The sequence below is a fragment of the Pseudomonas sp. P42 genome (genome assembly GCF_017973755.1).
Lineage (GTDB): Bacteria > Pseudomonadota > Gammaproteobacteria > Pseudomonadales > Pseudomonadaceae > Aquipseudomonas > Aquipseudomonas iridis.
Genome location: NZ_JACOPU010000006.1, coordinates 396295 through 410207, shown reverse-complemented (window position 1 = coordinate 410207; position 13913 = coordinate 396295). Strand labels below are relative to the sequence as shown.

General features: G+C 55.5%; 8 protein-coding genes and 2 pseudogenes. 1 reads left to right on the top strand and 9 read right to left on the bottom strand.

The genetic code is table 11. The features are described from left to right. Positions 1-107: 107 nt before the first annotated feature. The 5 genes and pseudogenes from H8B20_RS21290 to H8B20_RS21275 form a co-directional block, all read right to left on the bottom strand. Positions 108-1055 carry a type II toxin-antitoxin system RelB/DinJ family antitoxin gene (locus H8B20_RS21290; RefSeq protein ID WP_210624499.1) on the bottom strand — a complete coding sequence of 316 codons (948 nt, stop codon included), beginning with the start codon at positions 1053-1055 and terminating at the stop codon, positions 108-110. Positions 1056-1265: 210 nt separating this feature from the next. Continuing rightward, positions 1266-1638, bottom strand: a pseudogene (locus H8B20_RS27945) (hypothetical protein). Next, a complete protein-coding gene (locus tag H8B20_RS28385) occupies positions 1635-1862 on the bottom strand; it encodes a hypothetical protein (RefSeq protein ID WP_414704609.1) in 228 nt (75 codons plus the stop codon). The pseudogene H8B20_RS27945 and the gene H8B20_RS28385 overlap by 4 nt, the downstream one beginning before the upstream one ends. Before the next feature lie 538 nt (positions 1863-2400). Beyond that, complete coding sequence (locus H8B20_RS21280) at positions 2401-4377, bottom strand: UvrD-helicase domain-containing protein (RefSeq protein WP_210624497.1); 1977 nt, start codon at positions 4375-4377, stop codon at positions 2401-2403. Beyond that, on the bottom strand, positions 4377-6458 hold the full coding sequence (locus H8B20_RS21275; protein ID WP_210624496.1) for an ATP-dependent nuclease: 2082 nt from the start codon (positions 6456-6458) through the stop codon (positions 4377-4379). Before H8B20_RS21275 ends, H8B20_RS21280 begins: the two co-directional genes overlap by 1 nt. A 175-nt stretch (positions 6459-6633) precedes the next feature. On the opposite strand from H8B20_RS21275, the pseudogene H8B20_RS27935 reads away from it, so the two are divergent. Then, a pseudogene (locus H8B20_RS27935) lies at positions 6634-6736 on the top strand (transcriptional regulator); the annotation flags it as partial. Positions 6737-7409: 673 nt separating this feature from the next. Here the strand turns inward: H8B20_RS27935 and H8B20_RS21270 are convergent. Genes H8B20_RS21270 through H8B20_RS21255 form a run of 4 tightly spaced genes read right to left on the bottom strand, consistent with a single transcriptional unit; the run spans position 7410 to position 13895 of the window. Further along, a complete protein-coding gene (locus H8B20_RS21270; RefSeq protein ID WP_210624495.1) occupies positions 7410-8258 on the bottom strand; it encodes a DUF7281 domain-containing protein in 849 nt (282 codons plus the stop codon). Next, a complete protein-coding gene (locus tag H8B20_RS21265; RefSeq protein ID WP_210624494.1) occupies positions 8255-9496 on the bottom strand; it encodes a hypothetical protein in 1242 nt (413 codons plus the stop codon). The genes H8B20_RS21270 and H8B20_RS21265 overlap by 4 nt, the downstream gene beginning before the upstream one ends. Further along, complete coding sequence (locus H8B20_RS21260) at positions 9493-10140, bottom strand: hypothetical protein (protein WP_210624493.1); 648 nt, start codon at positions 10138-10140, stop codon at positions 9493-9495. Before H8B20_RS21260 ends, H8B20_RS21265 begins: the two co-directional genes overlap by 4 nt. Continuing rightward, positions 10137-13895 (bottom strand): ATP-binding protein, encoded by a 3759-nt coding sequence (locus tag H8B20_RS21255; RefSeq protein ID WP_210624492.1) that lies wholly within the window; start codon positions 13893-13895, stop codon positions 10137-10139. Before H8B20_RS21255 ends, H8B20_RS21260 begins: the two co-directional genes overlap by 4 nt. Positions 13896-13913 lie beyond the last annotated feature (18 nt).

Below are 13913 nucleotides of genomic sequence, written 5' to 3'. Positions count from 1 at the left end.
GCGTGGCTTGAGCTAGCGCGGAGCCTGCTGGAGGCGTCTGGCCCGATGTCGGAAAGGTGATAGGCCTTGCGCGCGTCCAGCAGTGAAGACGCGCGCAAGGTTCAACACTATCGCGAACCTCCACGAAGAGCAGTTCGCTGCAGCTTTCTCACCTGCTCATCGGCAACGTCAATGGCGTTACCCTGAAAGGCCAACCAATTGGAGCTATTCTGGGACGCAAAATCCAGACGCTTTCGATTCCACTCGTCAATCTGATTTTTGACCGTAGCTACGTGCTCAACCACCAGTTGAATTTGCGCATCCCACTTGGTGGATCCCACCCGCTTATGACAGGCCACCACATCGCGGCATACAGCATCCAGTCGAGTGAACCAGTGATGGAACATGAATGCTTCGTTAGGGCCATCAGTCAAGACCTTCGCGGCCTGTAGAGCATCCAATGCGGCGGTTATGAAGAATGCGATGCGTGACTCAATCGATCGCTCCCCTGGGCTAAGGTCACGCAGGGATTGCAGGGCTGCCTCGGCCCCAGAAAGAGCCTCCGACATTTCATCCAAATCAGAACGATCTAGAGGTCGACTGTTGAAGTTTATGCAGCGCAATGCATGCGCGAGCCCTGTTTTTAATGCGGGAAATCGCTCACGTCCCAGTGAAAAATCGTGCTGTGAGCCGTCGCCAGTCGTCACCTTCTCCATCTGGCAAGGCGCGCCGTAGACATACCGCTCATTTTCTTGCAAAAAACTCATAGCCAGTGAGTGGTCATTACACAGGGCGCGGGATCGCTCCCACTGATCAGTGATCCCAGGCTGCATCGCTTTGCTCATCAATACCAAGCCATTGTAGAGGTCGGCAAATTTCTCGACTGCCTCGGCGTAGACCTCATCAAAATTGACCAGCTTCGGCTTCTGCTTGATCTCGAACGGGATAGCCCCGGTATCTGCGATGTACTCAATCACGCTGGCGAAGTACCCACTCACGGACGAACCGTGAGCCTTGAGTACCTTTTCAGCTTTTTCTTTATCCTCGTCAGCAACACGAGCATTAATTTGGGCCATAAGGCCTCCTGTTACGTCGTTGGGTTTCTATCGAGCCCATCGTGACTCGACGCAAAAAGTAAAGCATAAAGCTTTATGGTAAAGCAAATGGCTTTACATAAATCCAAGCCCTTACCGCTCCATGCTTAACTGCCTATATGCCAAGCACATGGATACCTAGGGCATGATCCAGTCACACCCGTGGTTCATTTCTGAAGTTGATTCCCGCGATTAGATGTTGGGGTAACGATTACCCACCAGACGCCAGAATTCGTTAAAGCTGCGGCGCCCGCCATCGCGCTGGAATGTGGCTATCACGTACCGAGAGTTGATCGTGGTGACCACCCAAACTCCCCTCCTTTGCCGTAGCTAGGATGTCGGAGGTTTGGATGAAGTGGCCATCCGCGTATCGCCCGTTCGGCCCCTTCTTGGTATTCCCGAACACAACGCCAACCGCGCTGTGCCTACTGATGTGGACATTTACAAGAATCGACGTGACCTCTTCTTCGAAGCCCTGCCCGACCGCTCAAGTAATCCGAAGCGGGTCGAAATCGGAGTAGCGTTTGATGTAGAAATCGACTTCCACTTCGCTGTTCTCTGTCATGGTAAATGCCCCCCAAGCCATGCAGCTGAAGTGGAAGTCGAGGCATGACTGCGATACAACTCTTTCAGCCCTGTCAGGGACTCGACTTTAAGGCCTGGCTCATGCGTGTCGATGTAAACCTCACCTCCCTTAACCTCCAGGATCGAGACCAGCACTTCATCCATGCTGAAGCCCATGGTGAGAGACGTCAGCCCCTCCATCTTCCAGCCTTCGCCTTTTTTCATCCAGTTGGGTGTGACCGCCTAGACTTCCCGAACAACCAGGCTCTCATCTTGGGCCAAAAGCAGCTCAACGAGCCAGGCCTCATCGCTGATCACGTGATACCAGTGGGCAGCAAGCGCCCTGGAGACGCCATGTCAATGCATGAGCCCGTCGCAGAACATGCCAGGAATGCCGGCCATGTCATCAACCTTTCAGCTCTCTAGGCTGCTATCCGGTGAAGACTGGGCAGCAGCTTTATGGGCAGCTCAATGATCAAATAAAGAGGCGTGTTCCAGGACGAAACTCAAGAACTGTCTCTCGTCCACCCCAATGGCTCACAGCAGCTTCTAGCCTTGCTTTGTCGAAAATGGCACCTTTCTCCTGCCAATGCTGCAACAGCCCTGGCTGTTTCCTTTTTGTTTGAGCGCAAGCAATCATTGGACTGGATGCTGTCTAAGTCAGCATCCAGTCTTTGTCGCTCGATATGCTCAGGGGAATCTGTACAACGAGTGCCGCAGTATTCCCGGGCCCCACATTCAGGAGCGTGGGTTAGTGAGTCACTCACGCACCGAGCTCATTGATCACCCATCCCTGCGCTTCGAGCGCTGCCCTTCGCTCAGCACTCGCCTCCCCTTCACCCAGTGCGCTGATTCGAATAGCCAGGCACAGCAAGTGCGTAGGCCTGGTCATCCCGACGTACATGAGCATCCTGTTCTTCCGGTAAGTCACCTGATATTCCTTCTTCACCAGCGGCTTACCCTCCAGCCAGGGCAACATCATCTCCAAGACATGCTGTCCGCTGAACGTTTCCACAATCAGTGTCGCCGAATGAGTCTTGCCCTTGACGGCGTGCATGGATGACAGTTGGACGTCGACGGAGTCATGTTCACCTTCGTCGTATCGGTATGTGTTGATGGTTTCACGGGGTATCTCGGACTCGTCCGTATCACGCGGCTCTGTCCACGCTAGGTAAGCCTCTACCTCGTGTTCGTTTGAGATCGCCTCGCCAGGATGCAGCTCTGCAATTAGGCGCTTAAGCAGCACGGCATGCCTCTGAACCCAACGCTCCTCTCGCAGCGGATGGGCATGGAACAAATAGAGGTAGATGCCTCGCTGGTAGGCTTTCAGAAGCGTCGTGTTCAACGCTAAGCCGCGCTCTATGAAGCGGTGAAGCCTTGTCCTGATCTGGACAGGTCTCCTCAAGCCTGCACGCTCAGCCAGATGAAGCAAACACTTGGCAATCATTTCAACGCTTTCGTATGCATGACCGCTAACGGCCAGATGCGCTCTAGCCCTGCGAATACCTTCAACGAATGTTTTGGGCGTATACCTCGAGCTGTTGGCATCTGAGCGATAGGCGCTCCAATAGTGCTCCAGAGCCTTCGGGAATTGCTCCGCCTTGTAGTTCTTCAGCCGGTGAACGGCGCCGATCGCATGCACCCCATCCATGCGATCCGAAACAGGCAGGCACCGGCAAACTAGCTGCGCAAACGCACTGAGAACACCGCTCGTATCGTCGTCAGGGAAGACAAAGATCGTGTTTGGACAAACATCGCCGGCCCTGCCCCTCCCGATCAATCCCCCAGCAATGGGAGCGACTGCGAAGTTGTTCGCCAAGGAAGCAATAGCTTGGTTGAATCGAAAGCTGGTGAAGATATCGATTGTCTCTCCATGAGGAAAAGCGCCATCGGATTCACCGTCCCCATCGAAGATCTGTTGATTGGGATCCCCAACTCTGACCACGACTGTATTCACGGCATCGCGCGGAAACACGTGATTCAAGAGCTGATTCTGCACGACATCCGTGTCCTGCATCTCGTCGATGAGCACACAGGGGAACCGAGCTTGCAGCGAATGAGCGACATTCGGCTCCTGCTCAATCATGGCCTGGCCGAGCGTGAAAACCTCGTCATAGCAAAAGTAACCTTCCGAAGCGGCAGCGCCCATGGCTCTACCTAGTTTTCCGTATGAGGGAGCCTCGGGTGAGCAAATGTAATGTACGCCCCCAAGCGGATTCGAAAAATCAGCCATTTGAAGACGAAGATCAGCAAGCCTTTTTTCCTTTCTGCCAAGGAAAGTCTCCATATTTCTCCGTTCGTGTCCCAGCGCCCTACCCCTGGCACGCCCGGTCGCCTCGTCATCGATCATTACCAGCGGGTGGCCATTCGACCGCAGCCAGGGCGACGCCAAAAAACGCATGACAAAGCCATGGATGGTGTCGATGAAATGGGGGTATCGCAGCAGCCTCTTGCCAACCTCCGTAGCGCCCAGCCGACGCTCGATCTCCTCGCGCGCCGCATTGGTGTGCGAAAGCACGCAAATCCCCTGAGTACGGCTACTCCAGTGACGACCAAGGATGGCAAGCTTGGCAACCACCAGGGTGGTCTTGCCGCTCCCTGGGCATGCCGCTACATCGAGCGTATCGAGACGTTTGAGAAACGCCCTCCGTGGCTCATCCAGATCGCGCAGCGACATAAGCCCGCTCACCCATTCGATGTCTGCATCCGTGACTGGCGGAACTAGATCCTTGAGCCTCATTACGCAGGTTCCTCCACCCCGGCTGCGTGTGCATCGGCCGTCGTTGCAGGGGCCGCAGGTGACTCTGGCGTTTGAGCCAGAATAGGGCCGCCTGTGGCGTGGTCGATCGCTTCAACGACATAGGTCGGTAGCACTGTACGCAAGCTCGCCTGATCGAGCTCTCCTTCATCAAATGCCAGCTGCAGCAGGTCGACCAGGTGCTGTGCGGTGATCGACTTGGAACCGGAATCCACAAGACGGTAGATCTCCGTAGCGCGCTCCGCCTCGGTGGGGTACCGAGTCTTGAGGGCCTCAAGCGCCCTGCTTGCCCTCTCGAGCACTTTCTCCCGTGTCAGCTTGCGCTCGTTGATCTTCGCGTCATGCAAAGCCAGCACGGCGGCTCGATGTACCCAATCCATGAGTCCCCCGACAGCCAGGTCGTACTCAAGCGTCCAATGATTGGCCACGAAGGTTTTCACGTTCTGGCCATCTCCACGTGTCCGTTTTTGCCGATGAGCCGCTAGCTTGGGTTCTCGCTCCATATCAGTCGCGCCGAAGTCGCTCAGCATGCGCCACCGCCGAGGCGCCGGCTTACCATTGGGTCTGCGCTTGTTCGGGTTCAGCCCCATGATGGCTGGCGCGCAATCAGGCATCACATCCATGTCGGTGATGCAGGCTGTGGGGATTTGAATGACGCCTTCAGACTCGTCGGCGCGCTGCATGATGTGAGCATATCGACGCAAACCGACTCCACCGACGTTGACGATCGACACACCATGCTCGGTCAGGTCACACCCAAGCAGCCGGGCCAACGCCGGCAGAAGAATTGCCTCAGCATCCCCTTCAACGATGAGCAGCCCCTTGGCAAAGAACAGGCTGGCTTTGGTGACATCCAGGAAACGACTCAAAAACCGATAGTCATCAACCGAAAGTTTGGTTCGCCCCTGCGCCATGGAGAACGCACGCTGACATTGAATGAGTACGAGGTTTTCCAAGGCGATCTTGGAACTCAGGTTGGGACTGTGCGTTGTCAAAATCACCTGAACAGGTCGTGTCTGCGCTTGCTCTTGAACGTGTTCCTGAACTTGAGGCTGGGAAGCTCGCTCCAGGAACTCCATCAGTCTGAGTTGGCGCTGAGGATGAAGGTGTGCCTCTGGCTCTTCGATTAGCAACAGTGGCAGACCGTCTGGCTCTTTGCCCAGCAGGATGAGCTCGCAGGCCATGAACAGCAGATTATTGGAGCCCAGGCCGTAACTGCCCTTTGCAAGCGCCGAGCCCTTGTCCAACAGTCCCAATTCGAGGCGCTCGAGAATCTGTTTGAGCTTTGTGGTCTCACTGCCGCTGTCGCCGAAGCCCAGATGGCTATGAAGTGGTTGGCCAGCCAGTGAGAGAGGTTCCAGATAGCGCTCGTTGATCGTCGCCTGGGCAACCCTGATTGCTCCATGGCCTCTGACGAGCTCACGCATGTAATCGCCCATGCCGGCAATGCTCAGACCGGAAGCCTCGGCTGTTGACGCCGGCGGTGCCGTAGCGACGTAGGACTCACCGGTTTCGATTCCCGGAAAGCTGGACAGAACTTGGGACAAGCGAGAGTTACGCCCCGGCGACATCTCACGTTCAGCATCCCGCAAAGGCTTCAGGTAGGCGGTCGCCAGTAACTGGCGCGCTCCAACGTCCAGGGCCGGCCCCTCTCCGCGCGCCCCACAACGGACTTGGATGTCGACCCAGCGACGTGACGCAGTCGGCAACGCGAGTCGACGTGCTGACCAGTGCACATGAAGCAGGCCCTCGCCACCAGAAAACGTTACGTACTCAGCAAATGCTCCGAGTTCCAGCGTGGATAACCCGGACAGCGTGCAAACCAGGGTGATGTCCGTCGTAGGCTCGCCATTCCCTGTGACATGGAAGTCCTCCAGTTCAAGCCGAAGGAAATCCGAGTCACGGGTCTGCAGGACGTGCCGGATGGCGTCGATTACTGCGGTCTTACCGGCATCATTCTCCCCTACAAGAGCAGTGACGCCCTCGTTAAAGTGGATCACAAAACCTGGAGTCAGATCGCCAAACTGCCGGAAATTACGTATAGACAGCGCTGAAAGGTACATACCAACTTCTCCCTGAGCCTGGCTTCCATCGGACTTTGGGCTTCCAAGCCGAAGGCATGTGACTGGCTATATGCCACAGACTGGGGCAAGGCGCTATCTCGAGCAACTGCTATCTGTAATGGAGAGAAATGGATAATAGGAATTGTAGAGCGGTGGAAGTTGTTCAGGACGGTCAGTGATCGAAACGAAGGGCGGCAACCACAAGCCCCCTCAAGGAATGGAAAGGCCAGTATGGTTCCAAGGAAGTCGAGAGCTGGTTGGCTCACCAAAGCACTTGAACCCGGTGACATCCAACTGACGCAAATACATGCGATTCCCTTCTGTTTTCTTATGTCCATGGTGACTTAAAGCCGGCTGTGTGGTGCCACTTCGATGCTGCAAGCAAATCGAGCAAATCGGCATCAATAGTGGCAACGCAGCATGTAGTCGGCAATCTCGCTTGCGCCATAGGCTCAGAAATGGCGTGTGCCGGCATCGTGGTGTCCCTAGATCACGAGGCTACATATTTGGTTTGTACCGCCTGGCCAGACGGAAACGAAGGTCGATCGACAGATTATTACCCTATGAACCCGGCTCAATTTACTAGGGACAATATCTGATCGCCGGATACGTAAGTCCCCAAGCAGCCCCCTGGGACAACACCGCCTAAGAAGTAGAGCTTCCTGCCGTCGTTTGGCGATCGTCGATAGCAGTTTTACCGTGCACTGTATATTTGTACGGCATCACAACAAATGCTCCTATGAACCACATTTCCTTCCCCCAACCACCAAAGCTAAACTACCCACCCTCCTCCATGTTTTGTCAGGTCGAGAATCCGGCGGCTTCCCATCCCGGCTGAGGATCATTATAAAGTCCCGATCTCGCTAGGTGACTTGGAAGACTTCAGGCCTCCACACGTTTAGTTAGGCATCACCACCAGCCATCTACACCAAGCACCTACGCATCACACCTCTAACCCGCGGCCACGCTGCACCAAATCTTCAGCTGCCGTCCCGCCATGGATTCCTGGCTGAAGCCGGTACGAAGCTCCTTCAGAACCAACGCCAGCGGATGACCTGATCGGAGCAGCCCATCCATGGCATGGAGTTGGTTCATGTAGTCGTGGGGTTTATCCAGCCGGTAATCCATGAGTTCATGAAGTTCATCAAGGGTGCAGCTTATGACCCCTGAGCAATTGGCTGCATTCAAGCTGTTGGCCAACCCTTGGGGATCGGTGTCCGGGAAATAGAAGACATTGGGCGTCTCCTCGGCCAGCATCGCCGCCGCAGCGGGTGAGAATTGTGGCGAACCCCTGAACACCCACGGAACTCCCGCGAGCTCTTCCGGCATTTTATAGAAATGGGCGCCCAAAAAAACCGCAAGGTTCTCGACCATCACGAATCGGTCAATGCCGGCCAGCAGATCGACGGGAAGTGCTAATGAGCCACCGGGTGGAATCATGTAGTGGGAGCCAGCCAACTCCACCTTCCCTCTAGGGCTACTCACCAATGCCAACAACCGGCCGACAACCTCATTCGAAGCTTTTTCTACGCGAGTATGGCTCGCAAGCCCAATTCTTGAGCCTTCAACCCTCCTGGACTCAACTGGATCCCAGTTAGCTTTATCGATCAGGAGGCTTCTAAGTGCTTGACGGTCAGCGGGGCTCAGCAACAGCTTACTGCCACTGACTTCACCGATCCCATAGTCTCGGTGGATCGTCTCCCAAAGTTTGCCGAGCGCCACACTATCCAAGCCCATGCGCACGAGCGTGCTGATCATCTCTATAGTTCGCTTGCTGCGTAAAACGCTGTGATCGCTCATTCGCCGCGCCTTTTGATACGTAGGGTAAGGTCAGTCACGAGTTGGTTCGCGATGCCTCTGGGCATGGGCTCAGCTACTGGCTCAAGCACGTATCGCAGGGGTTTTTCAGTTTTCTGCGCAACCAGCACAAGGTTTCGGTAATAGGCATCTAGCGCGTAAAGCCAGACATTCACCCCGTATTCACTCTCGGCATTGTCCTCCCAATAACGGCTGGCGCTCTGCGGCACACGATGCTCTTTCAAATCCAAGAGCATGGCCTCCAAGTGCGGTTGAGCAAATGGAATGGGGGCCTCGACGACTTCCAGCTCGGTGGGGATCACGCGTGCTGCTGGCCGGGCCGCAAGATCTTCAACGGCTTTGCGCACCCTCGGAGCAGGCAACGAGTGGATGAGCAGCGCCATATCGTCAATCGCCTGGGAGTCTTCAACGGGAGGATGCAGATAGCCGCCTAGGGATAAGGGCGATGCGCATACCCACTCAGCAGCATCGGCCCGATCCAGAATGCCCTCAAGATCCGGAACATTACCAGCCTGGAGCCAGCTTTCGACTGCCAGAACCACTTGGCGCAATCGGTTACGTTTTCTTACCGTTACTCCCAACTGGTCGAGCCGGGTGATTAAGTCACCCAAGCGGGTGCGCTGGCGCATGATTGCACTATGAAGGGTTGTCAGCAGCAGCCGACGTAGTGTCCGATCAACGTTACACCAGCCTGATAGCTTATCGTACTCAAAAGCATTCAGCTTGTTGGACAGACGTTCAAGACGATCCACGGCTTGCCGGATGTCTCGAAGGCGATCTTCAAACCGGGGAGAAAAACCGTATCGGCCTTCGATGAATTCAGTTGTTGCCCGATGCTCATCACGCAAGTGCGTCACGACCTGGCGCACTGCCAGCCAGATCGATCGCTGCTCCTTATCGGCATCTGCGAGCGATATATCCTTCGCTTGAAGATAGCGTTCACAAGCCTGCTCAATCTTGACCAGTAGCTCTTCGAGATCCGGTGCGGATAGCTCAAAGCGTTGAGAGCTGATCCGTACACCGAGGTCGATCAGGAGGGAGGAAGGGTGCAGGCTGCCTTCGAATTCATCGACCAGATGCTGCTTGATCAGCCACATGATGCCCTGGGTCATCATTTCTGGCTTGGCGGCGCCCTCCTCATCCGCCTGTACGATGGCTTCGAGCGTGGCAGCGTTAGCGATCAGGTGCTTACCTAGTGTTGCCCAATCTTCGGCTCTCACAGGATGAACTCGCTCTGTGTATCGCCGGCAGCATCGCTTTCGTCGTCGGGAACCAATTTCTGGTGCTCCACGATCCAGGACATCGCCCGATAGATGTAGGCCATTTTGCCCGTGGCGACGAAGATGGATGATCCAACCCCTTTTCTGACCAGGAAGCCCGCCTCCTCCATGGTCTTGAGCACGACGGAGAGCTTCTCGCTGTGGCTGTCTCCGCGCTTGGATTTGCGGAAGAAGGCGTGACCCGCAAGATCGCGCAACTGATCTCCACAAATCGTGCTAATTTCAACTTGTGTCAGAAGCTGCGCGGTGTGCACTTCCTCTCCAGGAGCCAGGCAGGCGTCTCCCCTGCCAGCCCGGGCGCAGAGCTGGATGAACTCCACCACTGGCCAAATGGCGTCACGGATATGCTTGAATTCCTCGGCAGCGGCAATGCGATCACTCGCATTGGAGAGGCTCACGAAGCGCGAGAAAAAAGCGCTCGGTTGCTCAATACTGCCCAGCCAGCCAAGTGTCCGACCCAATGGCTGCAGAGCCTGGTCGACAGCGCGGGCATAGCTGGCGTCACAAAGCTGGCTGTACAGCTCAGGACTTGAGTAGCGACAAATGAAGCTGCCGCCCAGCAGACTTTCCAAAGTTTCTCTCATACAAATGCCTCCGGCCCATCGATATCTGGCCCATTGAGATCGGGCCCGTCATCAAGCTCTAGCGCATCATTCAAATCAGCAAGCCTGTCAGTTTCAGGAGCTTGATACTGCTTGACGTACACGGCGCCCGAGGGCCGGCGGTCAAGGGCATAAAGGTGCGTAAAGTGACGGATAAGCTCAGGAGCGCCACCGGGAAACCCGAGCATCAGCTGAGAATTACGAGCGTTGAAGTATTTAAGCAAGGTGTACGCATTATTCACATCGAGCTCCAACGCCTCATCAATCGGCAACAGCAGATCGAAGTCAGCATCACGTCGAATGAGCTCAAATAGCGCCTGATAAATCATCCCGACGATGATCTTGAGCTGACCTGTACTGAGCCCATCGCCCAGGTCTGCGGTGTTGAAAGCGACCTTCTGAACACCGTTGACCATCCAGCTCAACGAAACGTCGAAGCAGTCCGCTAGCTTCGGGGAGAGCCAACCGCCTGCTTTCATGCGCCGCTGCATGGACATCAGTCGCTCATTGAGAGCGTCCGTTGGGATTTCACCAGTGGACTTGAGACGCCAGCGGTTGAAGTGCTCCACCAACCCCTCGATCTCGTCCCATGCACTGATGTCGTGGATCCTGGAAACCACCCGAAATTCAAAGTTGGTAAACTGGGGAAACGCGGCTAGCACCTCATTCACTTTCTTGGTGGCCTTGCGGCCGAGATCCATGATGGAGCGATGAAGTCCATTGAGCACTGACTGGTTTTCGGCGACCTGGGTACATAGAGATCTGACACGGGTGATCAGCTTGCTGCGCTGCACGTCATGACCTTCTGCCATGTACATCTGCAATTCAGGCGTGGCGTGGAACCAGGCTTTCTCACCGCTGCCATCCGCTTGGCGTGAACGCATCGCGATGTCTTGGATCGCGTCGAATTCCGCGGTATCGCGCGGGCCGGCCATAATGCCCAGCTCGATCTTTCTGAATAAACTCCTGCCCTCGTCCCGCTGGCTATTGGCTTCGCGCTGCAGGCGCCCTACTTCAGCGTCGAGATCGGCCGGCGTGAGCTTGCGTAGGCTATCGAGATCCGAATTCACCACTGGGGTGTATTCGAGGCGCTTCAAGACTGATGCCAGTGTCGATAGCTTCGTACCAAGCACAGATTGGCGTTCAGAGAGCACTGCCAATGCGGCCTTGAAGGCATTTAGTTGCTCAGTCCTGGCTTGCTGGAACTCTTCTACTTCAACTTGGATACGGCTGGCGAGCTCTGAAGCCTGAATGTGCGTGGCTTTGAGCGTAGGGAGCTTGGGCAGGTCATCACTGAGCCATCGCTGGTAGTTTCGGATGTCGGACAAGTGGTTATTCAGGGTGGCGAGCTTCATCTCCAAAGCAATCATTTCTGCTTCAAGGTTTTTGATGGCATCACCATCCACCCCGGCCTCTGTGAGTTCAACGAGTCGAGCAGCCGTGTAGCCATCCACCTTCTCGGCTTGCTCTATATCAAGCGCATCGAGGGCGCTTGCTTTCACCCGTTCAATTTCATCCAACTGAGCTGAAAGTTCTTCCTTGACCTTTTTCACGATCCCTTTGAGGTTTGTCAGGTGCTGTTGTTGAGACCTTTTCAGTTCTTCGCGCTGGATGACATGGGCTTCCAGGCTGCGCTCAGCCTCAGCTACAGATTGAGCGCATTGAGATCGCAGGCTACCGATGTGCTCTTTGCCCTCTTCTTCCAACGTGGCGATGTGGCCATGCAGTGCTTGAAGATTCTCCTGATGCTTGTTCTGGCGACGGATGATCTCGACAAGTAATGACTGGTGCTGCTTGCGCTGATCCAGCATCACGGAGGCTTTGCGGGTCAGGTGCTGCTGTTCGTCATCAATATCGATGAGGTGCTGGTTCGCTAACGCCAGGCTTGACTCGATAGCTTCCCTGTCAGCCTCTGTCACAGGCTGAAGCCGATTCAGATCAAGCTGAATTCCGAACAGAGTCGACGATTCGAGCGCGCGTACGGGCGACAAGTCATTGCGCAAAAGGAGCCTGCGATCGATGACCTTACCGATCGATTGCTCCCAAGCGGGGCACTCGGAGCGCAGAAACGCTAGCAACGTGTCCTCGCTCGGATTGAGTTGACGGCTTAGGGTTTCAACTTCATCACGCAGTTGCTCACGACGCCTTACTACCTGTTGCTGCTCATTGGCTACCGCTTGCTGCTCATGAGCGAATCGCCGCTGCTCGGCGCCGTGCTCGGCGACTTCGATCGTTGCCTTGTCCAATTCGGCGCGGATGAGGTCGATCGACCGCTGTTCGTTCTGAATCGCATCAGCGGTTTCCGGTAGATACCGAGTGGAGTTCAGGAAAGCGGCCTGGCTTTTGAGCCCTACGAGCGTTGTGGCCAGCAAGGTGTGCTTCTGCTCGTGTACTTCGAGTTCGCTACTGTGCGTTTCCCGGGCAGAGTCCAGTTGCTGCTCCAGGTGATCCAGTTGGGTCTGGGCCTGTGCCCTGTTTTCCATTTGCCGTGTTTCGGCCTCTTGGTTGCGGCGTTGTTTTCGCTCGAGCACTGAACGAATCAGCTCAGTCTCAAGCTTGTCGTACCGCTGCTGAATACCTTGGCCGTGCTCGACGAGTATGGAATGCTCGCCTGCCATGGCGCGCAGTCCCTCCTCCATGGCGCTCATGGAAGCATAGTCCTTCATCAGCGACGGGAGGATGCTTTGATCAAAGCTGTCCCTTTGGCTGATCAGTGATTCAACGTCCCGCCGGGCCTCCTTCTCTGTACGACGCGCTGTGCCAAGCCGATCGTGAATGGCCTCACTTCTTTCACTGTAGAGTTCGGACGCGGCGGATTCGCGTTCCCTAGCCTCGTGGATCTCTGCTACGACAGTTGTCGTGGCAGCTAGAGCGTCCCGCTGTTGATCAGTTGCGATTCGTTTGAGGCGGCCTTGCTGACCTTCGTTGGTGACCAACCTGGGGTGCAGTTGGGCAAGACGATCGATCATGGGTCTGATCTGCTTTTCCATGATCAAGAAGCTTGCGCGGCTGTCGATCGCTCCAGTGAACGCGGCTAGATCCATCCCGGAAAGATCGACACTCTCAACGCCTGTCTCTTGTTGGAGAATCTCTTTCATCGCCGACTTCATGGAGTCGAAGGTGCCTTTGGACTCCAGAAGCGAGAACATCAGGTTGTCGATGCCGCCGAAGTGATGCCGCAGTGGTGCGAGCGAATAGGAGCGCCGAAGCCCTGCAATCATGCGCTTGCGATCGACTGAATTGATGCCCTCAAGATCCGCTACACCTGTGTTGTACTGGATGATTCTGAGATAATCACGAGGGGTGAGCTCGGGGGTGCAGTCGATTCGCATATTCGCTGCACGACGCTGTAGACTGCTCGGCTCGACCAAAAGACCAATGATTTGATCTACATACAAGAGCTCTGCGTTCCATGCGCTGCTCACTAGGCGGTAGGCATATCCTGAGTGTGAGCGATGAAGCACGGCGCACCGCGGCACATTCTCATGATTCAGATATTCGAAAACGATGTAGCTGGTGAAGCTTGGCAAATAGTGGTCGGCAAAGCTGGAGGTGTTTGTTCCCGCCTTTACCATCCTTCCGGCACTGGCGCCGTAGAACAGCGGGATCAGCTTCAGGAAGGTCGACTTACCGATGCCATTGGTACCTGTAAGGCAGGTATTGGCATCAACGAGCACTTCGGCCTTGTCGCCGGCACACAGCGAATCAATGAGAACGATGCGGAGCAAACGTGACATAGCAAACCTCTGATCAAC

What these genes read in the sequence shown, in the direction of transcription:
- H8B20_RS21290 (WP_210624499.1), bottom strand. Translation starts at nt 1,055, where the DNA reads ATGGCCCAAATTAATGCTCGTGTTGCTGACGAGGATAAAGAAAAAGCT.
- H8B20_RS28385 (WP_414704609.1), bottom strand. Translation starts at nt 1,862, where the DNA reads ATGAAAAAAGGCGAAGGCTGGAAGATGGAGGGGCTGACGTCTCTCACC.
- H8B20_RS21280 (WP_210624497.1), bottom strand. Translation starts at nt 4,377, where the DNA reads ATGAGGCTCAAGGATCTAGTTCCGCCAGTCACGGATGCAGACATCGAA.
- H8B20_RS21275 (WP_210624496.1), bottom strand. Translation starts at nt 6,458, where the DNA reads ATGTACCTTTCAGCGCTGTCTATACGTAATTTCCGGCAGTTTGGCGAT.
- H8B20_RS21270 (WP_210624495.1), bottom strand. Translation starts at nt 8,258, where the DNA reads ATGAGCGATCACAGCGTTTTACGCAGCAAGCGAACTATAGAGATGATC.
- H8B20_RS21260 (WP_210624493.1), bottom strand. Translation starts at nt 10,140, where the DNA reads ATGAGAGAAACTTTGGAAAGTCTGCTGGGCGGCAGCTTCATTTGTCGC.
- H8B20_RS21255 (WP_210624492.1), bottom strand. Translation starts at nt 13,895, where the DNA reads ATGTCACGTTTGCTCCGCATCGTTCTCATTGATTCGCTGTGTGCCGGC.